This window comes from Mesorhizobium sp. ISC15 (genome assembly GCF_037162615.1).
GTDB classification, from domain to species: domain Bacteria; phylum Pseudomonadota; class Alphaproteobacteria; order Rhizobiales; family Rhizobiaceae; genus Mesorhizobium; species Mesorhizobium mediterraneum.
In genome coordinates this window covers 4,455,315-4,479,089 of the sequence record NZ_JAVSPX010000001.1, presented here as the reverse complement: position 1 = coordinate 4,479,089, position 23,775 = coordinate 4,455,315, and the positions used below count along the sequence as shown (strand labels likewise).

The window sequence follows — 23,775 nt, the reverse complement described above, 5'->3', positions numbered from 1 at the left end:
GTGATGATAAGGCCTTTCTGCCGATAGAAGGATTGGGCGTGACCGACGACGTGACGAACCAGCCACCGCCGCTGGCAGGCGGTAACGCCTGGCGGGGCGATCCGTTGCTGATCCAGCTTGCCGAGCGTTTTTCCGATCCGGTGCGCAAGGATCTCGATGGGCTCGGCCGTTTCGTTCTGACGCAGGAGGCGCAGGAGCTGGCCCGCCTCGCCAATGTCGAGACGCCGAAGCTCAGGACCCATGACCGCCAGGGCCGACGCATCGACCTGGTCGAGTTCCATCCTGCCTATCATGCGCTGATGCGCCGGTCGGTGGCGAACGGGCTGCATTCGTCGGTCTGGGAAAATGGCGATGCCGAGATCGGCCGCCGTCATCAGGTGCGCGCCGCCCGTTTCTACCTGACGGCCGAGCTCGAAACCGGGCATCTCTGTCCCATCACCATGACCAGCGCATCGCTGGCAGCGCTGATGGCAAGCCCGAAGCTGTTTCGCGAATGGGCGCCGCGCGTGACGACACGCAAATACGATCAGAGCCAGAAGCCGCCGGTCGAAAAGGCCGGGCTGACGCTCGGCATGGGCATGACCGAGAAGCAAGGCGGCACCGACGTCCGCGCCAACGTCACCCGGGCCGAGCGCGCCGGCAGCGGCTTCTATCGGCTGACTGGCCACAAATGGTTCATGTCGGCGCCGATGTCGGACGCATTCCTGGTGCTTGGACAGGCGCCGGAAGGGCTTTCGTGCTTTCTCGTTCCCCGCATTCTCGGCGATGGTTCGGGCAATGGCTTTCGCTTCCAGCGGCTGAAGGACAAGCTCGGCAACCGCTCCAACGCCTCGTCGGAAGTGGAGTTCGTCAACGCCATCGGCGAGATGATCGGCGAGCCTGGGGCGGGCGTGAAGACGATCATGGACATGGTGACGCTGACGCGGCTCGACTGCGCGATCGCCTCGTCGGCGATCATGCGTGCCGGGCTGGCCGAGGCCGTCCACCACGCCCGTCACCGCCAGGTGTTTGGAACCAATCTGATCGAGCAACCGCTGATGCAGCGCGTGCTGGCCGACATGGCGCTCGACGTCGCCGCCGCCACCGCGCTGTCGTTCAGGCTGGCGCGCTCCTTCGACGAGGCGGCCGGTGATCGTGGCGAGGCGGCCTTCGCGCGCGCCATGACGCCGGTCGTCAAATACTGGGTCTGCAAGATCGCGCCGCCGCTGCTCTACGAGGCGATGGAGTGCCTCGGCGGTAACGGCTATGTCGAGGAGGGACCACTTGCCCGCTACTATCGTGAAGCTCCGGTCAACGCGATCTGGGAGGGATCCGGCAACGTCATGGCGCTCGACGTGCTGCGCGTGCTGGGGCGCGCACCCGGCCTGTTCGAGGACGTGCTTGCCGGCATCGATCGCGATCTCGGCGCCGGCGGACGCGGCACCGTCGGTGTGCTCAAGGCGGCAATGCAGGTCGCGGCAACCGATGAGGGCTCGGCTCGTCTGCTCACCGAACAACTGGCACTGTCGGCGGCAGCGGCGGAGCTTCGCAGGCTGGGGGCAGGGCGGATCGCCGACGCCTTCGTCGAGACGCGCCTCGCCGGCCAGTGGCGCAACACCTATGGCATGCTCGATTCGCGCCATGACGCGCGCATGATCATCGACACGCTCTATCCGCCGGTCACCTGAGAAGGCTTCGGGACGGATTTTCCTCGTCGATCGCCGCTCTGTGGAAAGCCGTTAACCTTAACAAATGGTTTCCATTGCGGTCGCAAGCCGCAAAGCCCACTGTCCTGTTTACTGAAGCAGGAACGCCATGCGGCACATATTGAGCTCCTTTCTGGCCTTGCACTGGGCGGTCGTTTTCGCCCTGCTGGCGTTCATCTGCATCGACGGAAATCGCGGTGTTGCTGCAGCGCTTGGCGTGCTCGGCGTTGCCGTCCAGGACACCCGCTTCGTCGACCTCGAAAATGCCATCGTGGTGGCGCCGCTTGCCGTGGCGCTGCTTGTCGTCGCGGTGCTGTTCTGCTGGGCTTTTGTCGAGACTCTAATCAGCGTCCCGACAAATCCGGACGCCACCGACAGCGTTGTGCGGGTCGCCTTCATCTCCGCTTCCGGCGTGCTGTCGCTGATCGTGGTCGGCGGCGCCGCGCAAGGCATCAACGGGCTGTTCATGGTCGTCGCGGTGCAGCTGGCGGCATTGCTGGCTTCCTATGTCGCCATGCTCGCAGAGCGGCGGTCGGCTTTTGCCGCAGCGGATCCGGGCACCGGCGAAATCCGTGCCGCAGCGCATGTGATGGCGAAGGCGGCGGCGCACAACTCGGCGCTTTCGCGCATTTCCGGCCGGCCGGACACAAACTTGAGGCCGGACACGAACTTGAGGGATGGCCGCTGATGCGCACCTTGTTCGCGCTATGGGCGGCACCGCTCGCTCTGTTCTGGGGCTGGTTCTTCCTGTCGCTCAACGACATCAATTTCGGCTATGTCATGCTGAGCCGCCAATTGCATGACCTGGTTTTCCAGCTCTATGGGGAAATGCTTGGCATTGATCCGGCGCTCATTCCCGGCATGGTGGCAAAGGCCTGCATCCTCGACAGTCTGCTGCTGATGGCGTTTTGGGCGTTTCGCCGCCGCCGGGTGATCGGTGGCTGGATCAGGATAATGCGCGACCGTTATTTCGACCAGGCATCGACGCCGAGCGCCTGAAGCCGGTCGAGAACGCCCTGCAGGATAAACGCTGCCGCGGCCGAATCGATCTTGCCGGCGCGTTTGCGGCGCGAAAAATCCATCTCGATCAATGTCCGCTCAGCCGCCACCGTCGACAGTCGCTCGTCCCATAAAACGAAGGGCAGGTCAGTCATACCAGCCATGTTGCGGGCGAAGGCGCGGGATTTCTGGGCACGCGGACCTTCTGACCCGTCCATGTTGATCGGCAGGCCGAGCACCACGGCGCCGACATTCTCTTTCTGCAGCAAGGCGAGCAGCACAGCTGCATCCAGCGAGAATTTCCTGCGCATGATGACGGGGCGCGGATGGGCGAAGGCAAAGCCCCGGTCGGAAACCGCCACGCCAATGGTCTTGTCGCCGAGGTCGAGCCCGGCCAGCGTCTTGCCGCCGCTGAGCCGCGCCGGCAACTCTTCGATGGTGATGATGCTCAACGGCTTTCCTTGGATTACACGTCGCAAAGGACGCTGTGGGACTTTAATTTTAGTGCCGGCGTTCTATCCTTTGCCGAAGCAAAAATCGAGGAAAGCATTCATGAAACTGACCTGGTACGGACATTCCGCATTTTGCGTCGAAACCGCCGACGCGAAAATCCTCATCGATCCCTATCTGGTCGGCAATCCGTCATGGACGGGCGGCTGGGAAGGACCGGCGGAAGGGGTCACGCATGTCCTTTTGACCCACGGCCATAGCGACCACATCAGCGGTGCGCTGGAAGTGCTTGGGAAAAGCGGCGCCATGCTGGTCGCCAATTTCGAGGTTTGCATGTATCTGGTCGGCCAGGGCGCCAGCGACAAGAAGATCAATCCCGGCAATATCGGCGGCACCGTGGATTGCGGCGGTTTCACCACCACCTTCGTCCAGGCGCTCCATTCATCCTCGTTTCCGGGCGACAATGGCCAGAACACCTACCTCGGCAATCCGGGCGGGCTCGTTCTGCATTTCCCGGAAGATAAGACGCTCTATCATATGGGCGACACCGACATCTTTTCCGACATGGCACTGATCAATGAATTGCACGAGCCGAAGATCGGTATCGTGCCGGTCGGCGATCGCTTTACCATGGGTGGCGCGGTAGCAGCCCTTGCCTGCCGGCGCTTCTTTCAGTTCGAGACTGTCATCCCCAGTCACTTCGGCACGTTCCCGATCATCGACCAGACCGCCGAAAAGTTCGTAGCAGGGATGGATGGATCGGACGTGAAAGTGGCATTGCCGAAGATCGGCGAGACGATTAGCTTGTAGAAGACGCTAGGTATAAGGCGCCAAAATGGAGTGAAAACATGGTTTTGAGGGGCTTTCTTTTCATTTCTATTTCTGTGGCTTCCCCAGCGTCCGCCGCGGAGGACTTCATTGAAGGCGTCTATCTCCAGTCCGAGGATCTTTGTGCGCAGGCCAGGAAGGACACACTGCAGTCGCTGATCGACGCCGGCAACATTGTGCTCTCGGCGCGTGGCCTGCAAAGCGTCGAATACGATTGCGAGTTCCTTCAGATCACCAAGGCGACGCTCTCGCCGAGCTGGGCGGTGACAGCCATATGCCAGGAGCCCGGCCACGTCTTTCCGGACGTTCTCTCCGTAACGCAAATGAACGCGAAGCAGATCGATCTGGTTTCGGTCCGACCCGCGGACGACGAAAGCGAGGGGGGCAGCAACAGCGGCAGCTATTTCCTCTGCGACGGTGTGGCCCTGCCATAGACCTTACTGGCCCGGTTCTCGGCACGATGCATGTTGCGCGGCACGCGCCGCGCCGCTATAGCGCGGACTGGTTTTCCTGAGGCACAAACAAATATGTCCGTTGATCTTCAGACTGTGAAGCGCGTCGCGCGTCTCGCCCGCATTGCGGTGAGCGAGGAGGATGCCGAGCGCATGACCGGTGAGTTGAATGCCATTCTGGGCTTTGTCGAGCAGCTGAACGAGGTCGACATGTCCGGCGTCGAGCCGATGACTTCGGTGACCCCGATGGAGATGAAGAAGCGCCAGGACGTCGTCGCCGACGGCAGCAAGGCGGCCGACATTGTCGCCAACGCGCCGGCGACCGAAGAGAATTTCTTCCTGGTGCCGAAGGTCGTGGAGTAGCGGCAGATGGCAATCGAGATCGCCATCGAGACGCCGCTGCAGGACGATGTGCGCGGGTTGGTCGAGGAACTCAACGCCACGCTGCTCGAACTGACACCGCCGGAGCACTGTTACCACATGACCGTCGAGCAGATGGCCGACAACGACACGACTGTCTTCATCGCCCGTGACAACGGCCTTGCCATCGGGTGCGGCGCGCTCAAGCGCCACGATGGCACCATCGGCGAGGTCAAGCGCATGTACACGCGGCCTTCGCATCGTGGACAGAAGATCGGCGCCAAGATCGTCGGGCGGGTCGAGGCGCTGGCGCGCAATGAAGGATTGAAGCGTCTGGTGCTGGAGACAGGCGATCGCCATCCGGCTGCGTGGACCGTTTATGAACGCGCCGGATTTTCGCGCTGCGGCCCGGTGCTGGACTATCCCGATACCGAGTGGTCGGTGTTTTACGAAAAGAGCCTTGCCTGATGAGCGACCTGACGCAACTCACGATTTCGCAAGCCCGCGCCAAGCTGCGCGCCAAGGAAATCACCGCAGCCGAGATCACCGAAGCTTACCTGTCGGCGATCGAGCGGGCCAATCCGGCGCTCAACGCCTATGTCGTGGTCACCGACGACAAGGCGCGCGACATGGCCAAGGCCTCGGACGCGAAGCTGGCGAAGGGCGAGGGCGGGTCGCTCGAAGGCATTCCGCTCGGGATCAAGGACCTGTTCGGCACCGAAGGCATTCACACCCAGGCCTGCAGCCATGTGCTGGATGGGTTCAAGCCGCACTACGAATCGACCGTCACCGCCAATCTGTGGGCCGACGGCGCCGTGATGCTCGGCAAGCTCAACATGGACGAGTTCGCCATGGGCTCGTCCAACGAGACCTCCTATTACGGCCCCGTGGTCAATCCGTGGCGGCGTTCGCGGCTCGATACGGTGGTGATGCCGACCACGCATCAGGGCGATGGCGGTTTCGTCTCGGCCGGCGGCACCAGGACCGCGCGCACGCTGGACAACGCCCAGCTGGTGCCGGGCGGTTCGTCAGGCGGCTCGGCCTCGGCTGTCTCCGCGTTTCTATGTGCCGGCGCCACGGCCACGGACACCGGCGGCTCGATCCGCCAGCCCGCCGCCTTCACCGGCACGGTCGGCATCAAGCCGACCTACGGCCGCTGCTCGCGCTGGGGCATCGTCGCCTTCGCTTCGTCGCTCGACCAGGCCGGACCGATCGCCCGCGATGTGCGTGATGCCGCGATCCTCTTGAAATCCATGGCCTCGGTCGATCCGAAGGACACCACCTCGGTCGACCGGCCGGTGCCGGATTACGAGGCGGCGATCGGCAAGCCGATCAAGGGCATGAACATCGGCATCCCCAGGGAATACCGCGTCGACGGCATGCCCGAGGAGATCGAGGCGCTGTGGCAGAAGGGTATTGCCTGGCTGAAAGATGCCGGCGCCGAGATCGTCGACATTTCGCTCCCGCATACGAAATATGCGCTGCCGGCCTATTACATCGTTGCGCCTGCCGAAGCCTCGTCGAACCTCGCCCGCTATGACGGCGTCCGCTACGGGTTGCGGGTGCCGGGCAAGGACATCGTCGACATGTACGAGAGGACCCGCGCCGCCGGCTTCGGCCGCGAGGTCAAGCGCCGCATCATGATCGGCACTTATGTGCTCTCCGCCGGCTACTACGATGCCTACTATCTGCAGGCGCAGAAGGTGCGGAACCTCATCAAGCGGGATTTCGAAAATGCATTCGCGGCGGGCGTCGACGTCATCCTGACGCCGGCGACGCCGTCGGCGGCTTTTGGCATCGCCGACGAGGACATGGCCGCCGACCCAGTCAAAATGTACCTCAATGACATCTTTACGGTGACGGTGAACATGGCCGGACTGCCGGGCATCGCCGTGCCCGCAGGGCTTGACGCCAAGGGCCTGCCGCTCGGCCTGCAGCTCATCGGCCGGCCCTTCGATGAGGAAACCTTGTTCCAGACCGCCCACGTCATCGAACAGGCGGCGGGTACGTTCCAGCCGGAAAAGTGGTGGTAGTGTCGTCCCTTAGGCATCGCATTTGAATGATGCGGGGCGCTTTGGTCCTGGTTTATGCATGTCGTTACTCTAAAAGCGCCACGTGCTTATGGAGCGGTATGCATTAGAGCGACGTGCGTCCACTTGGACGCACAAAGTACGCTCTAGCACGTTGAATCTGCGCATCGTGCTTTCCGAGAATCGATTCCGATTTGGGCCGATGTGGGGGTGAGGGATGTTCTTCTATCTTTCCAAATTGCTCTGGTTCTTTGTCCAGCCGTTGAATTTTGCAATCTTCCTGTTGCTGGCGGGGCTGGTGGCGGCGATGTTCGGACGGCGACGATGGACCACCGCCGGCACCGTCCTTGCCGTTCTCATTCTTGCGCTTTCGACATGGACGGAGCTCGGCGCAATAATGATCAGTCCGCTGGAAGATCGCTTCCCCAAGCCGCCGCTGCCGGAAAAGGTTGATGGTATCATTGTGCTGGGCGGCGGTCTGGAGAGCCCCATCAATGCCGTGCGTGGCGGCTATGAAATCAATGGCGCTGGCGACCGGATCGTCGAGGCGGCCGTACTGGCACGGCGTTTTCCGACTGCGAAAATCGTCATCTCCGGCGGCACCGTTGAGATGATGACCGCAGGTGAGGGCGATGCGGACACAGGCCCGCGCCTGCTCACTGCGCTTGGCGTGACGGCCGATCGGCTGGTCCTCGAGAACAAATCCCGCAACACCTACGAGAACGCAATCTTCACCAGGGAATTGGTGACGCCGAAACCGGGCGAGACCTGGCTGCTGGTGACCTCTGCCTTCCACATGCCGCGGGCCACGGCGCTGTTCGACAAAGCAGGTTTTCCGACCGTTGCGTGGCCGGTCGACTACATGACCTCCGGTAAGGAAAACATAGCCACGCTTCCCCCTTACAACGGGTTGGAGGTCACCACCACGGCGGTCCGTGAATGGATAGGGCTCGTCACCTATTGGCTGTCGGGCCGCATCGATCGGCTTTTCCCCGGACCGGGTGTCGGCTCGGGCGGCTGACCGATCACGGCTTGCCGCGCCGCCGAGAAGAACTGGCGACGTACCAGAACCGCCAGCAACAACAGCGTCGACAGCACGAACACCCTTGGATCGACGAACCAGCCGAGATAGCCGATCGAGAAGAACACACCGCGCATGCCGGAATTGAAGTGTTTTCCGGCCAGCATGTTCATGCGCGCCGCCCGCCATACCGCCGTCTCGCTGACCGGGTTGCGTGAGGCTTCGCCATGCGGGATCGGCACCGCGCCGATCAGAATCGAGCAGTAGTTGAACAGCCGGTAGGCCCAGCCGAACTTGAAGAAGGAATAGGCCAGGATCAGCACCAATCCGAACACCTTCATCTGAAAGGCGGAGCGGGATGATGTCGCGCCGAGCGGCAGGTTGCTCAGCACCGAAACAACCTGATCGGAGGCACCGAGCAGGGCGAAACAGCCGCCGATCGCAATCAGCGAGCTGGAGGCGAAAAAGGCGGTTCCCTGTTGAAGACCTGCCATGATGGCGGTGTCGACAATGCGAATCTCGCGTTCGGCCATGGTCCGCATCCAGGCTTCACGCTGCACGTTCATCGCCGTCGTCAGCGACATGCGGCTGACCAGCTTTCCGTCGGAGGCGAGCGTATGCAGCACCCATACGAAAAGGAAGAAGGCCAGCGCCACGAGGTCTGCCGTCGACAAATGGAAGGAATCGCCCATGCGACCCTTTTACCACAAGCGGTGGTGCCGCTTCGATGGCGGAACGCAACGATGTCGCTGCCGGAGCAAACAAGGTCGGCAGGTGCAGCGCCGCGATCTTCGAAAGAGCGGAAACATCACAGGAATTCCTATATGTAAATTCCAATAGGAGAGAGCGGCGCGTGTTCCTTTCGGTTTTCGACCTGTTCAAGATCGGTATTGGACCATCGAGTTCGCACACGATGGGACCGATGACGGCTGCGCGGCGTTTCCTCGACGAGATCGCGGGAGATGACTGGCCGCGCCCGGCCGGCGCCCGGGTCGACCGCATCGCCGCCAGCCTGCACGGCTCGCTCGCCTATACCGGCATCGGCCATGGTTCCGACCGTGCCGTCGTGCTCGGCCTTGCCGGCCAGACGCCCCAGACGGTGGACCCCGATCAGGCGGATGGAATCGTCGCCAGCATCGCTGCCGAGAAGCGGATTTCACCGCCCGGCCATCCCTCCTACCGCTTCGACCCGGCAACGGATCTGGTGCTGGATCGCAAGACGCCGCTTTCCGGCCATGCCAACGGCATGGCTTTCTCCGCCTATGATGCCGACGACCGGCTGCTGCTCAAGCGTATCTATTATTCGATCGGCGGCGGCTTCGTGGTTTCGGAGGAGGAGCTGCAGCGTATGAAGGCGAAGGGCTCGGTGACGACGGAAGGCAAGAAGGTTCCATACCCCTTCAAGAATGCCGTCGAGATGCTGTCGATGGCGGCGAAAAGCGGCCTTTCCATCGCCGACATGAAGCGCGTCAACGAAGAGACGCAGATGTCGCGCGAGGAGCTCGACGCCGGTCTTGACGGCATCTGGAGCGCCATGAAGAGCTGCATCGAACGCGGCCTGTCGCAGGACGGCATCATGCCGGGCGGACTGAAGGTGCGCCGACGCGCGCGGCAATTGCATGACAAGCTGCAAGAGCAGTGGCGGCAGAACCGGCCCAACCCGCTGCTCGCGAATGACTGGCTGTCGATCTATGCCATGGCGGTGAACGAGGAGAACGCCGCCGGCGGGCGCGTCGTCACCGCGCCGACCAATGGTGCTGCAGGCACGCTGCCCGCGGTGCTGCGCTACTGGCTGCATTTCCATCCCGAGGCCGACCAACCAAGTATCCGCGATTTCCTGCTGACCGCGGCGGCGATCGGCGGCATCATCAAGACCAACGCTTCGATCTCAGGCGCCGAAGTCGGCTGCCAGGGCGAGGTCGGTTCGGCCTCGGCGATGGCGGCGGCGGGGCTGTGCGCCGTCATGGGCGGCACGCCGGAGCAGGTCGAGAACGCCGCCGAGATCGCGCTCGAACATCATCTCGGCATGACCTGCGATCCGGTTGGCGGACTGGTGCAGGTGCCTTGCATCGAGCGCAATGCGCTCGGTGCCGTCAAGGCGGTGACTGCCGCGTCGCTGGCCATCAAGGGCGACGGCGTTCATTTCGTGCCGCTTGATGCCGCGATCGAGACCATGCGCCAGACCGGCCTCGACATGAACGAGAAATACAAGGAAACCAGCCTCGGCGGACTGGCCGTCAATATCGTGGAGTGCTGAGCCAACCTTGCACCATGGATTGGCACTGTGGAGAAAGTCGACCAGGCCGTTGACGCCTTCGCGCGCAGGACTAAACCTTAATCCATGTCTCTCAATATCATAAAGCTCTGTGTCGGCTGCGACAGCGTCGAAGATCTCGAAGAGTGGATCGCCTTCCGCCTCGACGAACGGCGGCGCGCCGGCGAGCCGGCCGAGCATTACCACACCACACGCATGATGCCGACGCGCGGCGCCGAGGTCACCGATGGCGGTTCCCTCTACTGGGTGATCAAGGGCAATGTGCAGTGCCGCCAGTTGATCACCGAAATCCGCCCTTTCACCGATGATGACGGCATTGGCCGCTGTCACCTGATGCTCGATCCTGTGGTCGTGCGCACCGACTGGCAGCCGCGCCGGGCCTTTCAAGGCTGGCGCTACCTGAAACCGTCGGACGCACCGGCCGATCTCGGTAAGGGCAAAGCGGGGCTGGTCGAGATGCCGCCGAAACTCAGGCGCGAGCTTGCCGATCTCGGCCTTCTCTAGGAAGGCCCAAATTCAAAGCTGCCGCTGGCCCTCCAGGTCGCCTCATCTGGGCTTGCAAGCTGTGCGACAACGCCACATCTTGAATGTCATGAGCGACAAGAAGCAGCCCGTGCCCGCCAAGGCCAATCCTGCGCCGGTCGAGCCCCAATCGAGCACCGGCGAGATCGACGCCTTTATCCGTCAGGCAAAAACGCTCGCAGCATCCGCGACCGGTTCTGGCAGGCTCATTCTGTCACTCGACGCGACGATGAGCCGTCAGCCGACCTGGGATCTCGCCTGTGCGCTGCAGGGCGAGATGTTCGACGCGGTCGGCAAGGCCGGAGCGCTCAAGGTTCAACTGGTCTATTTTCGGGGCCTTGGCGAGTGCCGCTCATCCGCATTCGTCAGCGATACGGAGGCGCTGAAACAGTTGATGACGAGGATCGATTGCCGCAGCGGACACACCCAGATCGGCAAGGTCCTCGCCCATACGCTGAAACAGACTGCTGCGGCCAAGGTCAACGCGTTGGTCTATATCGGCGATGCGATGGAAGAAAATATAGACGATCTGGCGGAAAAGGCCGGCAGCCTGGGCCTGCACGGCGTTCCTGTCTTCGTCTTTCAGGAGGGCCATGATTCCGGCGCAGAAAAGGCGTTCAAGGAAATTGCGCGGCTGTCCAAAGGAGCTTGGTTCCGATTTGATCGACGGGCTGGCGCAACCTTGGCCAGCCTGCTCTCGGCGGTCGCCGTGTTTGCGACCGGCGGGCTGAAGGCACTCGAGGCCAGGGGCAGGGCGGAAGACCGGCTGATGATCGAGCATCTGCGGGGCGGCAGGAAATGATGGGCGCGATTATCGCATTCGTGGCGTTGCTTTTGGTGCTGCTCGGCGTGGTCACGGTCTTTCTCCGCGCCGACCCTGCCAAACTCGCCAGCGGAATGAGGACGCTTGGGCCCGTCCTGTTGGCGCTGATCGGCGTCGCCGTGCTCCTGGTCGGACGCGAAGGCATCGGCGGCTTGATCCTGTCGGCGGCGCTCGCCTGGTATGGCTCCATGCGGATGAAGCGGCCGACGGCGAAACTGGAGCCGGGCAAGCATTCGACGGTGCGTACCGCGGCACTTGAGATGGAGCTTGATCACGATACCGGCAGTCTGGAGGGGCTGGTGCTTGCCGGCCGGCATGAAGGCAAGATGCTCGGCACCATGAGCCTTGCGGAATTGCAGCAGCTTTATCGCGAACTCCCCGGCGACCCGGAGAGCCGCCAGCTGCTAGAGACGTATCTTGACGGCAGATTTCCCATCTGGCGCAAAGACGCGGAGGCGAATGGTGGCGAAGGGCTGGGTGTTTCGCCAGGTTCGGGCGCCATGACTAAGGAGGAGGCCTACAAGATCCTTGGTCTTGAAGCGGGGGCCGCCGCGGCGGATGTCCGCAAGGCGCACCGCCGCCTGATGCAGCGCCTGCACCCCGATATCGGCGGCACGTCTTTTCTGGCGGCGCGGATCAATGAAGCCAAGGACGTCTTGCTCTCCAATCACAACTAGTTCTCCTTCGACGCAGAATTTTTCCGGGAGATGTTTTCGACGCCGTCTACTGCTGGACGGCGTAGCACTCGATTTTCTTTTTCTTCAGGGCGTTGCAGGCTTTCCAGGCGGCAGTCTTCGAACCAAAGCCGAACCGGGCGCGGTAGTAGGTGACGCCGTCCTTTTCGAAGGCGACGGTGAAACCTGTGGCATCGGCGAGGATCGAAGGCGCCTGCTTGCTAGTCTCGTCCAGGAGAGCCTGAGCTTCGGACTGTTTTGGCGAAGAGGCGACCTGGACTGCCCAGCCGGACGGCACCGATGCCGTGTTGACGGGGTCGACCGCCGCGGGTTCGGCGTAGGCTGCTGCGACCCGTGCGGTCGCCACATCGTCCGCCGTGGCCACGGCCACTGTCTTGACCTTCCTGGTCTCAACGACGGGGGTGGTTTCTTCGACGACCGGCTCGCTTTCCTCAACAAGGGAGGCAATGACGTCGTCGTCCGGCCTGCTGTCCGGCGTCGGCGCATCGCGCTTGGGCAGGAACACTTTTGCCAGCGCGGTGATCGGATTGCCGCCGCCTGCCTTGGCGATCAGCATGCCGCTGCCGCGCGACGACGCCTTCGGCATGTAGGTGTTGATCAATTCGGCCATCTGGTTGTCGCGGCTGCCGCCGGATTTCCCGCCTATGATCACCGCGACGATGCGGCGATCGCCGTCGTCGACCGAGGAGACGAGATTGTAGCCGGAGGCGCGGGTGTAACCCGTCTTGATGCCGTCGACGCCCTTGATGCGCCCAAGCAGGCGGTTATGGCCGTTGATGCGCTTGCGGCCGTAGAGAAAGGAACGTTGCGCGAAATAGCCGTAGTACTGGGGAAAGTGCTCCCGTAGCGCAATGCCGAGCACCGCCATGTCGCGCGCGGTCGTGAATTGACCGGGATTTGGCAAGCCGTGGGCGTTGCGGAAAACGGTCCCCTTCATGCCCAGTGCACGCGCCTTGGCTGTCATCATGTGGGCGAAATTGGCTTCGTTGCCGCCGAGAAGCTCGCCGAGCGCCGTTGCCGAGTCGTTTGCCGACTTGGTCACCATCGACAGGATCGCGGTCTCGACCGTGATCGCGCCGCCCGGCCTGACGCCGAGTTTCGTCGGCGGTTCGGCAGCAGCATTGGCCGAGAAGACGACCCGGGAGTTCTTGCTGATCTTGCCCTTCGCCATGGCCTCGAAGGCCAGGTAAAGCGTCATCATCTTGGTGAGCGAGGCGGGATAGCGCCGACCATCGGCATTCGAAGAATAAAGCACCTTGCCGGTCTTGGCGTCGATGACAATGGCCGCCGACCTCGCCGCCATGGACGAAGCAGCGTCGGCGACGACGAATGTCATCGCCAAAGCGAGGATCATGATCGTTTTCAAAGAGGATTTGGAGAGAATGCCCGACAACGCCTGACGCACCGATGGTTCCTTTGGATTTTTTGTTGCTCTGGAGGCGGCAAAGGTTCCTGCCTCACTTCCAGCCAAGCTATCGCGGTCAGCGTTACCAATCCGTTTATGGTAACCGCCGCGTTCACCATTTTCTTCGGGTTTGAGCTTCTCTTTATTCGAATTTTAGCCACCGCTAGTGCCTGGGCCAGTGACCGGGCTCGATGTGCCGGGCCGGCGTGCTGGCGTCGCACTCCGCGAACATTGACTTTTTGTGCATTGCACAATACATTACTTGCATTGCACAACGCGGCCCGGACAGGGCGCGTCCGCCGTTCAAGGGCAACCCTCAAGGGAGCGTGAAATGAGCCAGACCTATGAAGATTTCAGCAAATACGGCAAGGAATTTGCCGACACCGGTTTGAAGAGCTTCGCATCCCTTTCCAAGGGTGCGCAGGCCATCGCCACCGAGGCGGGCGAGTATACCAAGAAGAGCTTCGAAGCCGGCAGTGCCGCAGCTGAGAAACTTTTGTCGGCCAAGTCGCTGGAGAAGGCGATCGAGATCCAGTCTGATTTTGCCAAGCAGTCCTACGAATCCTTCGTCACCGAAGCGACGAAGATCGGCGATCTCTATGCCGAGCTCGCCAAAGAAGCCTACAAGCCGTTCGAATCAATCGTCGCAAAAGCGAAATAATCTCGCTATAGAATGTGAAGACGGCCCTCGGGCCTGCAAGACAGACCCGGTCGCGAACGCGCGGCCGGGTTTTTTCATGTCAATTTGAGATCAGGGGCTCTGTCGCCTTCACGATTTCGAAAATCGGCCAAGTTTGGCCACCTAGCCATATTGTCAGCTAAACAGAAGGGCTTAAAATCGTCCATCGAACACCTACATGTCGAACTCGCTCGGGGATTCGAAAAAGGCAGGACTACGTGACTACAGGTTTGACTGCCACAGGAGATGTGGTGCGTATGCAAAACGGCAGCGACGGCAACGAGGCCGGTCGCGGCACGGCTGTTATCACACGCACTAAAACCAAGACCAAGAAGCCTAGCCTTTATCGGGTCCTCATTCTCAACGACGACTACACGCCCATGGAATTCGTGGTTCACGTGCTGGAGCGTTTTTTCCAGAAGGACCGTGAAGCCGCCACACGCATCATGCTACATGTTCACAATCATGGAGTGGGCGAGTGCGGGGTCTATACATTCGAGGTGGCCGAGACCAAAGTGTCTCAGGTCATGGATTTCGCCCGACAGAATCAGCATCCGCTGCAATGCGTGATGGAGAAGAAGTGAGGTAACATGCCGGCTTTCTCCCAAGGCCTGGAAAAGGCGCTTCACCAGGCGCTGACGCTCGCCAATGAGCGGCACCACGAATACGCAACCCTTGAACATTTGCTGCTCGCCCTCATCGACGATACCGAGGCGGCCGCGGTCATGCGCGCCTGCAACGTCGATCTCGACGAGCTGAAGCATACGGTTCTCACCTATATCGACACCGAGCTCGACAATCTCGTCACCGGTTACGACGAGGACTCCAAGCCAACGGCCGGTTTCCAGCGCGTCATCCAGCGCGCGGTGATCCATGTTCAGTCGTCCGGCCGCGAGGAAGTGTCCGGCGCTAACGTGCTCGTTGCCATCTTCGCCGAGCGCGAGAGCCATGCCGCCTATTTCCTGCAGGAACAGCAGATGACCCGCTATGACGCGGTCAACTACATCTCGCACGGCATCGCCAAGCGCCCCGGCGCATCCGAGACGCGGTCGCCGCGCGGCGCCGACGACGAGCAGGGCGGCCAGAACGGCGCCGAGCCGCAAGAGGACGGCGGCAAGAAAAAGCAGCAGCAGGACGCGCTGACCGCCTATTGCGTCAACCTGAACAACAAGGCCAAGGCCGGCAAGATCGATCCGCTGATCGGCCGCGAGTCCGAGATCAACCGCACCATCCAGGTGCTGTGCCGCCGCTCCAAGAACAATCCGCTCTATGTCGGCGACCCCGGCGTCGGCAAGACGGCGATCGCCGAAGGCCTTGCCAAGCGCATCGTCGAGGGCGACGTGCCGGAAGTGTTGCACAACGCCACCATCTTCGCGCTCGACATGGGAACATTGCTGGCCGGCACGCGCTATCGCGGCGATTTCGAGGAGCGGCTGAAGCAGGTCGTCAAGGAACTCGAGGATTATCCGGGCGCGGTCCTGTTCATCGATGAGATCCACACGGTGATCGGGGCAGGGGCGACGTCAGGTGGCGCCATGGATGCGTCGAATCTGTTGAAGCCGGCGCTGTCGTCCGGCGCGATCCGCTGCATCGGCTCGACCACCTACAAGGAGTTCCGCCAGTTCTTCGAGAAGGATCGCGCCCTGGTGCGGCGCTTCCAGAAGATCGACGTCAACGAGCCGACCATCGAGGACGCCATCGAGATCATGAAGGGTCTGAAGCCGTATTTCGAGGAGTTCCACAAGGTTCGCTACACGGCTGAGGCGATCAAGGCTTCGGTCGAATTGTCGGCGCGCTATATCAACGACCGCAAGCTGCCGGACAAGGCGATCGACGTGATCGACGAGACCGGCGCCTCACAAATGCTGGTGCCGGAGGCCAAGCGCAAGAAGACGATCGGCATCAAGGAGATCGAAGCGACGATCGCCACCATCGCCCGCATTCCGCCGAAGACGGTTTCCGCCGACGACGAGAAGGTGCTGGCCGGTCTCGACATCGAGCTGAAGCGCGTCGTCTACGGTCAGGATACCGCGATCACGGCGTTGACCTCGGCGATCAAGCTGGCGCGGGCGGGCCTGCGCGAGCCGGAGAAGCCGATCGGCTCCTATCTGTTCTCGGGACCGACCGGCGTCGGCAAGACCGAAGTGGCAAAGCAGCTCGCCGCTTCGCTCGGTGTCGAGCTGATCCGCTTCGACATGTCGGAATACATGGAACGCCACACCGTCTCGCGACTGATCGGCGCGCCTCCCGGCTATGTCGGCTTCGATCAGGGCGGCCTGTTGACCGACGGCGTCGACCAGCATCCGCATTGCGTGCTGTTGCTGGATGAGGTCGAGAAGGCGCATCCGGACCTGTTCAACATCCTGTTGCAGGTCATGGACCATGGCAAGCTGACCGACCACAACGGCAAGCAGATCGACTTCCGCAATGTCATCTTGATCATGACCACCAATGCGGGCGCCTCGGATGCGCAGCGCGCGGCGATCGGTTTCGGCTCGACCAAGCGCGAAGGCGACGACGTCGAAGCGATCAATCGGCTGTTCACGCCGGAGTTCCGCAACCGTCTCGATGCGATCATCCCGTTCGGCTCGCTGCCGGTTCCGGTCATCCACCAGGTGGTGCAGAAGTTCGTCATGCAGCTTGAGGCCCAGCTTTCCGAGCGTGGCGTCACTTTCGACCTGTCGCAGGAGGCGATCGCCTGGCTGGCCGAGAAGGGCTATGACGAGCGCATGGGAGCGCGGCCGCTCGGCCGGGTCATCCAGGAGCACATCAAGAAGCCGTTGGCCGACGAGGTGCTGTTCGGCAAGCTCAAGAAGGGCGGCACGGTGCGTGTCACCGTCGAGAAGAAGGAGACCGGCGAGACCGGCCTGAAGCTCGAGTCGCTCGCCGACGAGGCGCCGGTCAAGCCGAAGAAGGAAGAACCGGACGACACGCCGAAGCCCAAGAAGGCTGCCGCCAAGAAGCCCGTCGCGAAAAAGGCGATAGCGCAGAAGGCGGAGCCTAAGAGCAAGGATGGCAGTAAGCGCAGCCTGGTGCCGCAACTGCCCCGCAAGGCGTGATGGCCCTGAAAGCTGAAAAAAGCCCCGGAAACGGGGCTTTTTTGTTGGATAAAGAGTGGCCGAAGGCATTGTGCGCGCCGCCCGGCTTCAGTTTCCCAGCGCCGTCCGTATCTTGCCAGCGTTCTCAGCCAACACTTCCGGTTTCTCCATCTGCCCGCTATGTGGCTTCAAGGGGATGCCCTCGAAGCGTGGAATGACATGGACATGGAGGTGAAAGACGGTCTGGCCTGAAGCAGGCTCGTTGAACTGCATGATGGTGACGCCATCGGCATCGAAGGCCTTTTTCACTGCCCGCGCAACTTTCTGGACATTTGCGAAGAGCGGGCCGAACACTGCCGGGTCCGCGTCAAGCAGGTTGCGCGACTGCGCCTTCGGCACAACCAGTGTATGACCCGGCCCCTGCGGCATTACATCCATGAAGGCGACAACTGCGTCATCTTCATAGACGCGATGCGACGGAATTTCACCGAGCAGGATTTTCGCGAAGATATTGTTGCTGTCGTAGGTGGGGTCGGCCATGGCGTGCGCTCCCGATTGTGCCTTGCTCTACCGCATCGACCCGAAAATCGGAATCGATTTTCGGAAAGTACGATGAGGAGGTTCAAAGTGTTAGAGCGTACTTTGTGCGTCCAATTGGACGCACGTCGCTCTAATCGTCCGCCAGATCCTTGCGGAACGGAGTGTGTTCTTCGAGATAGTCGCCCATCCGCTCGACCTCGCGCCGCTCGCGTCTGAGATAGTCGGCGACCGCATTGCGCAAGCCGGGATGCGCGATGTAATGCGCCGAATGCATGGTCACCGGCCTATAGCCGCGCGCCAGCTTGTGCTCGCCTTGCGCGCCCGCCTCGACCACTTTCAGCTTACGGTCGATCGCGAAGTCGATCGCCTGATGATAACAGACCTCGAAATGCAGGAAAGGATGGTCTTCGATGCAGCCCCAGTTGCGCCCGTAGAGCGCATCGGAACCGATGAAATTGATGGCGCCGGCAATGTAGCGCCCATTGCGCTTGGCCATCACCAGCAGGATGTCGTCGGCCATGCGCTCGCCGATCATCGAGAAGAACTCGCGGCTGAGATAGGGCCGCCCCCATTTCCTGCTGCCGGTATCCATGTAGAAGGCAAAGAAGTCGTCCCAGACCCTTTCGGTCAGGTCCTTGCCGGTCAGCCAGTCGATCGAGATGCCGTGAGCGAGCGCCTCGCGCCGCTCCTTCTTCAACGCCTTGCGCTTGCGCGATGCCAGAGTGGCGAGAAAATCGTCGTAGGTCGAAAAACCTTCATTGAAGAAGTGGAACTGCTGGTCGGTGCGGTGCAGGAAGCCCGCCGCTTCCAACGCCCCAACATCTTTTTCCTGCGCGAAGGTCACGTGCGCGGAAGACACGCCGAGCTTTTCCGTCACCGCCTTCAGGCCTGCTGCCAAGCCGGCTTTCACTGCGCAACTGTCCTCGCCCTTGTTGACCAGCAGGCGAGGGCCGGTGACCGGCGTGAACGGCACGGCGCATTGCAGTTTTGGATAATAGCGCCCGCCGGCGCGCTCAAACGCGTCCGACCAGCCGTGGTCGAAAACATATTCGCCCTGGCTGTGCGATTTCAGGTAGCAGGGAACGGCACCGAGCAGTTTTCCCTGCGCTGTCTCCAGCCTGAGATGATGGCCCTGCCAGCCGGTGCGCCGCACGGCGCAGCCGGAATCCTCGAGTGCACTCAGAAAAGCGAATGAAACGAGTGGGTTGTAGCCGTTTTCTGTATCGCTGCGGGTGGTGCCGCCGAGGCCATCCCATTCCGCGCAGGTAAAGGCTCCGATGCCGGAGGCAACCCGGATCGCATACTCTCCATTCGCCGTTTGCCCGTCGCCTTCATCGCCTTGATCCATTGGGCTTATTTAAGCTCCATGCCGGTCCATGCAAGCCCGGTTCAAGCGACCTGTATAAGATCGGGTTCGAATCCTTCGAACGTCATCTGATCGGCATATCTGAAGGTCAGGTCGACCGCCGGTTGGTCGAGCACGGTCCAGGTGATTACCGGCATTTTGAGCCTTTCGCGCACGAAGGAGACGAACCGGTTCGGCAGGTCGCCGGCGGCATAGGAGGTGAAGGCGATGTCATGCGCCAGCATGGCGAAATGCGCCTCGATCAGGGGTGTGTCTTTGCCATAGGCGGTCAGCCCGCCCGGAATGCCGGGCGCGTGTTTCGGGAAATCGCGGATCAGCCAGTGGTCGAACGACATGATTGCCGCCTTGCCCTTGTAGCGCTTGAGCATCTTGCCGACGCTTTCCACCAGGCCTTCGTCATGGCCGGGGGCCCCTTTCAGCTCGACGACCATCGGCACACGACCATCGACCAGGTCGAGTGCCTGCTGCAGGGTCGGCAGATGGTCTGATGTGCCGCCGATCTTGAGCGCCGTCATTTCCGCTGCCGTGCGCTGCCAGACGAAACCGTCCTGGCCGGTCAGCCGCTTCAGATCACGGTCATGGATGATGACCGGGATGCGGTCAGACGACAGATGCACGTCGCATTCGATCGCATAGCCGCGTTCGGCTGCCGCGGCGAAGGCGGAGAGAGTGTTCTCCCAGCGCGTCTTGTTCATGTCGTGGAGGCCGCGATGGGCCACGGGTCGGGCGGTCAGCCAGGAAAGGTCGGTCATGTCTGGCTCATTCGACTTCGAAAATGGCTTCGATTTCCACTGCGGCATTAAGCGGCAGGGAGGCGGCGCCGACGGCGGAGCGGGCATGTTTGCCGTGATCGCCAAGCACTGCAACCAGAAAATCCGAGGCGCCGTTGGCAACCAGATGCTGCTCTACAAAATCGGGCGCCGAGGCGACGAAGACGGTGATCTTCACCAGGCGGCGGATTCTCTCGAGATCGCCAAGTGCTGCCTTGGCCTGCGCCAATATGTTGATCGCGCAGTATTTTGCCGCTTCCTTGCCAGTTGCGGTGTCGACATCGCGGCCGAGCAGTCCGCTCGCCTGCACCTTGCCGTCCTTGAGCGGCAGCTGTCCGGCGGTGAACAGCAGATTGCCTGACCTGCAAAAGGGCACGTAGTTGGCGGCGGGCGCGGCGGCGATCGGAAGCGTCACGCCGAGGTCGCTCAGCCGCTTTTCGATTGTTTCATTCATGGTATTTCCCTATTGCTTGATGACGGCGCGCAGGTCGGGCCGAAATTGCTATTTTTGCCTCGCTTCCGCCACGACTTTTTTTAAGCTGGACCATCTTTCCCTGCGGCCTGCCATCAGGCGCGATGATCGGAGCTCCTCATGCGCGCAACACGTCTCGCATTCCATGCAGTCCTGCTGCCAGCGGTGTTCTCGATGGCGCCGGCTTTTGCGGTGCCGGCACTGCAGGCGCATCGCGCGGTTTATGATCTGAGCCTGGACAAGGCTTCCGACCGCTCGGGCATCACCGGCATTTCCGGCCGCATGGTCTATGAGTTCAACGGCTCGCCTTGCGAAGGCTACACGGTGAAGTTTCGCTTCGTCACCCAGATTGCCACCAACGACAACACAACAAAGCTGACCGACCAGCAGACGACCACTTTCGAGGACGCCGAAGGCAAGACTTTCTCGTTCGTGACAAAATCCTTCGTCGACCAGAACCTTGACAAGGAGGTCAAGGGCACGGCGACGAAGGAGACGAAGGGCCTCAAGGTCGACATCGACAAGCCGGAGAAGAACAGCCTCGAACTGGCCGCCACCCAGTTTCCGACCCAGCATCTGGTCGAGCTGATCGACAAGGCCGAAAAAGGCGAAAATTTCTACGAAACCAATCTGTTCGACGGCTCGGAAGATGCAGACAAGGTGATGACCACCACCGTCGTCGTCGGCAAGAAAGCTGATGCCGACAAGACCGATCCGGAAGCGCCGGCACTGGCGAAACTCGCCACCGACAAATACTGGCCAGTCGACATCGCCTATTTCGATGGCACCGACAAGACAGGCGAGGAGGTGCCGGAGTACCGGATCAGCTTCAAGCTGCATGAGAACGGCATCACGCGCGACCTCGTCATGGACTACGGCGAGTTCTCGATGACCGGCAAGCTGGTCAATCTGTCGTTGTTCGATCAGTCGAAGGCCTGTCCGCCGAAATAGGGCTTTCAGCTTAACCACGCCACAAAGCGGCGGCGGCGAATGACTTGAACACGCCGCAATTGCATCTCAACCTCTACGCCGACGGGTCGATCGGGGGGATGGGTTGAACAGAATCGATGTGTTCGTGGCGCCGAGGCCCAATCCGGCGCTGATCAGGATCATGACTGTCGTCAACCGGCTTGTCATGCTGCACGGCATTCCCGGATTTCGCGACCTGTTGCCGTTCAACCGCCTGGCCGGATTGCGCGGCGTCGCCAATGTCCGCCATATCGACTTTCCCGACGACGACCGGCAGCGGCTGAAGGCCTGTTGCGGGCCAGGCAAGGCGACGTTCATCACGCCCAATCATCCGGAATTCTTTACCGACTGGATGATCGACAAGGAGGTCGTCTCGCAGGTCAGTCCGCTCGCGGCATCCTGGGCCACGCATGGCGTCGTCAACGGCCTCGGCCGGATCATGCAGAAATTCTGGCTGGCCAACAATCTGATCGCCCAGATTCCCGGCAACAGTGGGGCTGCCAAGGAACACTCGATCGCCTGGGCGCTGAAAGGGCATGGTGTGCTCTTGCATCCCGAAGGCGGCGTCGGCTGGCATGCCGATGTTGTCGGTCCGCTTCTCCCGGGCGCGGTCGAGATGGGATTCGAAGCGCTCAAGCGCGCTCGCGCCACCGATCAGGATTCTAGGGTTTGGATCGCGCCGGTTGTCTGGAAGCTCGCCTTCACCAAGAATGTCGAGCCGGCTCTGGCGCAGGAATGCGCCTATGTCGAGAAGAGCCTGAAGATCGAGCGCCGTGCCGGCGATACGCTGCCGGAGCGCGTCCACCACATCTATGCGACGCTGCTGTCGCGCGATGAGATTGCCTGCGGCATGGCGCCCGACGAGCGGGCTTCGTATGCCGCGCGTCAAAAGCAACTGCTGCTCGAGCTGAGCCGGCGTCTGGGGGAGGGTATTTCGGTCGATCCCGGCGCCAACGAGGCTGCCGAGCTTTTGCGCCGGTCGCGCCGCTGGCTGCGGGAAAACACCGGTGACGCCGAACGGCAAAAGCAGGTCCGGGCGCTGGCGGACACGATCCAGCGTCTCCAACGCGTTGGGAAGTGGGCCTCAGCCAACCCGCGCATCACGCAAGAGGAGATCGCCGAGCATCTGAAGCGTATCCGCAATGATTATTGCAAAGGCACGCTGCGCGACACGGTCAACCGCTTCGTGCCGCAACCGGCCGGGCCGCGCTGCGCTCATATCCGGGTGCCGGAGCCGTTGGGATTGCACGCCTATCCTGGCTCGATCGAAGATGCGCTTGCAGAGTTGCACAGCCGCATGCAGGAGGCCGTCACCAGGACCGTAGCCGAACTCGAAGCCGCCGGCGGCTTCATTTTCTATCCGAATCCCTTCTATCATCACTAGCATTGGATCTTGGCTCCATTTGAGCTGGCTCCGCTGGACGGCGCAAGATGAAGGAGTGCGGCGAGCCTCATGGCGGTCTATGTCGACGCGGCGATCTGGAAATGGGTCGGCCACCGCTGGTGTCACCTGCTGGCCGACGACACCGACGAGTTGCACCGTTTTGCAGCACAGCTCGGCGTCAAGCGTTCGTCCTATCAGGGACCGCCGAAGACATCGGCGCCGCATTATGACATAACCGGCTTCGAACGCGACCGCGCGGTACGGCTAGGCGCCCTCGAATGCAGCCGCGAGGAGATCGTTGCTGTTTTCCGGCGTGTTCGCGTGCCGAAGGGGAAGATACGACCATGACGCTGACGGTATTTCTGGCTTACTGCGCCGCGATCACATTTGCCGCCGCCACGCCTGGCCCCGCGGTATTCACGGTTATCGCCAACGGCGTCTCGCGTGGGTTCGTTCGCGCTTTCCTGGCTGGTCTCGGCATCGCCGCCGGCGACGCGGTGCTGGTGACTTTGGCGCTGCTCGGTCTCGTGGCACTGGCACAGACCTTCGAATGGGTTTTTCTCATCCTGAAATATGCGGGTGCTGCCTATCTGATGTTTCTTGGCATCAGGATGTGGCGATCGGCTTCGGCGGGATCGAGCGGACTGCAGGCAACGCAGGCAAGATTGTCTCGATCGTTTTTCCTCGGCATCTCCATTGCTCTGGGCAATCCCAAGGCGATCCTGTTCCACGCCTCGATTATGCCGCTGATCCTCGATCTCAACACGATGAGCCTCGCTGAGGGGCTGCTCGTGGTTGCGGTCGTGATCGGCGTCAACATTATCACCATGGGCGTCTATGCGGTGCTTGCCGGGCAGGCTTCGAGCTGGTTCAAAACGCCGAGGCGGATGCGCTTGATGAACAGGTTTGCTGGCGGCGCCATGATCGGCACCGGTGCGCTGATCGCCGCACGCTGAGCCGCAAGACACCGCAGCGCTTGCGTTTGTCGCGCATCCCCTCTATATGCGCGCTC

The 23,775-nt window shown here is 61.7% G+C and carries 27 protein-coding genes; 20 read left to right on the top strand and 7 right to left on the bottom strand.

What is annotated here, in order from left to right; translation table 11 throughout:
* The first annotated feature begins 38 nt into the window (after nucleotides 1-38).
* The 3 genes from RPG13_RS21580 to RPG13_RS21570 all read left to right on the top strand — a co-directional run bounded on the left by RPG13_RS21580 (nucleotide 39) and on the right by RPG13_RS21570 (nucleotide 2,684).
* Nucleotides 39-1,667, top strand: coding sequence for a DNA alkylation response protein (locus RPG13_RS21580; RefSeq protein ID WP_292502722.1), 1,629 nt, complete (start codon nucleotides 39-41; stop codon nucleotides 1,665-1,667).
* Between the two features lie 127 nt (nucleotides 1,668-1,794).
* Nucleotides 1,795-2,373 carry a hypothetical protein gene (locus tag RPG13_RS21575; RefSeq protein ID WP_292502723.1) on the top strand — a complete coding sequence of 193 codons (579 nt, stop codon included), beginning with the start codon at nucleotides 1,795-1,797 and terminating at the stop codon, nucleotides 2,371-2,373.
* The gene (locus RPG13_RS21570; RefSeq protein WP_077384057.1) at nucleotides 2,373-2,684 is read left to right on the top strand and encodes a DUF6105 family protein; all 312 of its coding nucleotides are present in this window, start codon (nucleotides 2,373-2,375) and stop codon (nucleotides 2,682-2,684) included. Before RPG13_RS21575 ends, RPG13_RS21570 begins: the two co-directional genes overlap by 1 nt.
* Here the strand turns inward: RPG13_RS21570 and ruvX are convergent.
* A complete protein-coding gene (gene ruvX, locus RPG13_RS21565; protein ID WP_095485277.1) occupies nucleotides 2,651-3,136 on the bottom strand; it encodes a Holliday junction resolvase RuvX in 486 nt (161 codons plus the stop codon). The genes RPG13_RS21570 and ruvX overlap by 34 nt on opposite strands.
* A gap of 100 nt (nucleotides 3,137-3,236) precedes the next feature.
* On the opposite strand from ruvX, the gene RPG13_RS21560 reads away from it, so the two are divergent.
* The 6 genes from RPG13_RS21560 (at nucleotide 3,237) to RPG13_RS21535 (ending at nucleotide 7,825) form a co-directional block, all read left to right on the top strand.
* Nucleotides 3,237-3,944, top strand: a complete 708-nt coding sequence (locus RPG13_RS21560; RefSeq protein WP_126106467.1) for a metal-dependent hydrolase — start codon at nucleotides 3,237-3,239, stop codon at nucleotides 3,942-3,944.
* Nucleotides 3,945-3,982: 38 nt separating this feature from the next.
* The gene (locus RPG13_RS21555; protein WP_337125963.1) at nucleotides 3,983-4,396 is read left to right on the top strand and encodes a hypothetical protein; all 414 of its coding nucleotides are present in this window, start codon (nucleotides 3,983-3,985) and stop codon (nucleotides 4,394-4,396) included.
* A 93-nt stretch (nucleotides 4,397-4,489) separates the two neighbouring features.
* Nucleotides 4,490-4,777, top strand: a complete 288-nt coding sequence (gatC, locus tag RPG13_RS21550; protein ID WP_337125962.1) for an Asp-tRNA(Asn)/Glu-tRNA(Gln) amidotransferase subunit GatC — start codon at nucleotides 4,490-4,492, stop codon at nucleotides 4,775-4,777.
* 6 nt (nucleotides 4,778-4,783) lie between these two features.
* Complete coding sequence (locus RPG13_RS21545; protein ID WP_292720542.1) at nucleotides 4,784-5,242, top strand: GNAT family N-acetyltransferase; 459 nt, start codon at nucleotides 4,784-4,786, stop codon at nucleotides 5,240-5,242.
* Entirely contained in the window at nucleotides 5,242-6,807 is a 1,566-nt protein-coding gene (locus RPG13_RS21540; RefSeq protein WP_337125961.1) for an amidase, read from the top strand. Before RPG13_RS21545 ends, RPG13_RS21540 begins: the two co-directional genes overlap by 1 nt.
* 214 nt (nucleotides 6,808-7,021) lie before the next feature.
* Nucleotides 7,022-7,825, top strand: coding sequence for a YdcF family protein (locus RPG13_RS21535; protein ID WP_292217941.1), 804 nt, complete (start codon nucleotides 7,022-7,024; stop codon nucleotides 7,823-7,825).
* Here the strand turns inward: RPG13_RS21535 and RPG13_RS21530 are convergent.
* Nucleotides 7,762-8,517: a DUF599 domain-containing protein gene (locus tag RPG13_RS21530; protein WP_095485270.1), complete on the bottom strand. Its 756-nt coding sequence runs from the start codon at nucleotides 8,515-8,517 to the stop codon at nucleotides 7,762-7,764. The genes RPG13_RS21535 and RPG13_RS21530 overlap by 64 nt on opposite strands.
* A gap of 161 nt (nucleotides 8,518-8,678) precedes the next feature.
* Here RPG13_RS21530 and RPG13_RS21525 point away from each other — a divergent pair, with 161 nt between their 5' ends.
* The 4 genes from RPG13_RS21525 to RPG13_RS21510 all read left to right on the top strand — a co-directional run bounded on the left by RPG13_RS21525 (nucleotide 8,679) and on the right by RPG13_RS21510 (nucleotide 12,122).
* The gene (locus RPG13_RS21525) at nucleotides 8,679-10,082 is read left to right on the top strand and encodes an L-serine ammonia-lyase (protein WP_095485562.1); all 1,404 of its coding nucleotides are present in this window, start codon (nucleotides 8,679-8,681) and stop codon (nucleotides 10,080-10,082) included.
* An 84-nt stretch (nucleotides 10,083-10,166) separates the two neighbouring features.
* Complete coding sequence (locus tag RPG13_RS21520; protein WP_095485269.1) at nucleotides 10,167-10,604, top strand: DUF1489 family protein; 438 nt, start codon at nucleotides 10,167-10,169, stop codon at nucleotides 10,602-10,604.
* Nucleotides 10,605-10,692: 88 nt separating this feature from the next.
* Nucleotides 10,693-11,424, top strand: a complete 732-nt coding sequence (locus RPG13_RS21515) for a hypothetical protein (protein WP_095485268.1) — start codon at nucleotides 10,693-10,695, stop codon at nucleotides 11,422-11,424.
* Nucleotides 11,421-12,122: a DnaJ domain-containing protein gene (locus RPG13_RS21510; protein ID WP_206437517.1), complete on the top strand. Its 702-nt coding sequence runs from the start codon at nucleotides 11,421-11,423 to the stop codon at nucleotides 12,120-12,122. Before RPG13_RS21515 ends, RPG13_RS21510 begins: the two co-directional genes overlap by 4 nt.
* 46 nt (nucleotides 12,123-12,168) lie before the next feature.
* Here RPG13_RS21510 and RPG13_RS21505 read toward each other — a convergent pair whose 3' ends face one another.
* A complete protein-coding gene (locus RPG13_RS21505) occupies nucleotides 12,169-13,545 on the bottom strand; it encodes a D-alanyl-D-alanine carboxypeptidase (protein WP_337125960.1) in 1,377 nt (458 codons plus the stop codon).
* A 331-nt stretch (nucleotides 13,546-13,876) separates the two neighbouring features.
* Here RPG13_RS21505 and RPG13_RS21500 point away from each other — a divergent pair, with 331 nt between their 5' ends.
* The 3 genes from RPG13_RS21500 to clpA all read left to right on the top strand — a co-directional run bounded on the left by RPG13_RS21500 (nucleotide 13,877) and on the right by clpA (nucleotide 17,283).
* Nucleotides 13,877-14,206, top strand: a complete 330-nt coding sequence (locus tag RPG13_RS21500; RefSeq protein ID WP_128285620.1) for a phasin family protein — start codon at nucleotides 13,877-13,879, stop codon at nucleotides 14,204-14,206.
* A 275-nt stretch (nucleotides 14,207-14,481) separates the two neighbouring features.
* The gene (gene clpS, locus RPG13_RS21495; protein WP_036241697.1) at nucleotides 14,482-14,808 is read left to right on the top strand and encodes an ATP-dependent Clp protease adapter ClpS; all 327 of its coding nucleotides are present in this window, start codon (nucleotides 14,482-14,484) and stop codon (nucleotides 14,806-14,808) included.
* A gap of 6 nt (nucleotides 14,809-14,814) precedes the next feature.
* The gene (clpA, locus tag RPG13_RS21490) at nucleotides 14,815-17,283 is read left to right on the top strand and encodes an ATP-dependent Clp protease ATP-binding subunit ClpA (protein WP_127203829.1); all 2,469 of its coding nucleotides are present in this window, start codon (nucleotides 14,815-14,817) and stop codon (nucleotides 17,281-17,283) included.
* An 87-nt stretch (nucleotides 17,284-17,370) separates the two neighbouring features.
* On the opposite strand, the gene RPG13_RS21485 is transcribed toward clpA, so the two are convergent.
* From RPG13_RS21485 to RPG13_RS21470, 4 genes are all read right to left on the bottom strand, one after another.
* A complete protein-coding gene (locus RPG13_RS21485; RefSeq protein WP_127203830.1) occupies nucleotides 17,371-17,802 on the bottom strand; it encodes an HIT family protein in 432 nt (143 codons plus the stop codon).
* A 130-nt stretch (nucleotides 17,803-17,932) separates the two neighbouring features.
* On the bottom strand, nucleotides 17,933-19,150 hold the full coding sequence (locus RPG13_RS21480) for a GNAT family N-acetyltransferase (protein ID WP_292502731.1): 1,218 nt from the start codon (nucleotides 19,148-19,150) through the stop codon (nucleotides 17,933-17,935).
* A gap of 41 nt (nucleotides 19,151-19,191) precedes the next feature.
* Complete coding sequence (locus tag RPG13_RS21475; RefSeq protein WP_095485261.1) at nucleotides 19,192-19,920, bottom strand: glycerophosphodiester phosphodiesterase; 729 nt, start codon at nucleotides 19,918-19,920, stop codon at nucleotides 19,192-19,194.
* Nucleotides 19,921-19,927: 7 nt separating this feature from the next.
* Nucleotides 19,928-20,392, bottom strand: a complete 465-nt coding sequence (locus RPG13_RS21470) for a RidA family protein (protein WP_095485260.1) — start codon at nucleotides 20,390-20,392, stop codon at nucleotides 19,928-19,930.
* A gap of 138 nt (nucleotides 20,393-20,530) precedes the next feature.
* Here RPG13_RS21470 and RPG13_RS21465 point away from each other — a divergent pair, with 138 nt between their 5' ends.
* From RPG13_RS21465 to RPG13_RS21450, 4 genes are all read left to right on the top strand, one after another.
* Nucleotides 20,531-21,361: a cell envelope integrity EipB family protein gene (locus RPG13_RS21465; protein WP_095485259.1), complete on the top strand. Its 831-nt coding sequence runs from the start codon at nucleotides 20,531-20,533 to the stop codon at nucleotides 21,359-21,361.
* Nucleotides 21,362-21,464: 103 nt separating this feature from the next.
* Nucleotides 21,465-22,763, top strand: a complete 1,299-nt coding sequence (locus tag RPG13_RS21460; RefSeq protein WP_337125959.1) for a hypothetical protein — start codon at nucleotides 21,465-21,467, stop codon at nucleotides 22,761-22,763.
* 69 nt (nucleotides 22,764-22,832) lie between these two features.
* Nucleotides 22,833-23,111, top strand: a complete 279-nt coding sequence (locus tag RPG13_RS21455; protein WP_126106476.1) for a DUF4031 domain-containing protein — start codon at nucleotides 22,833-22,835, stop codon at nucleotides 23,109-23,111.
* Nucleotides 23,108-23,719: a LysE family translocator gene (locus RPG13_RS21450; protein WP_127291682.1), complete on the top strand. Its 612-nt coding sequence runs from the start codon at nucleotides 23,108-23,110 to the stop codon at nucleotides 23,717-23,719. Before RPG13_RS21455 ends, RPG13_RS21450 begins: the two co-directional genes overlap by 4 nt.
* Nucleotides 23,720-23,775 lie beyond the last annotated feature (56 nt).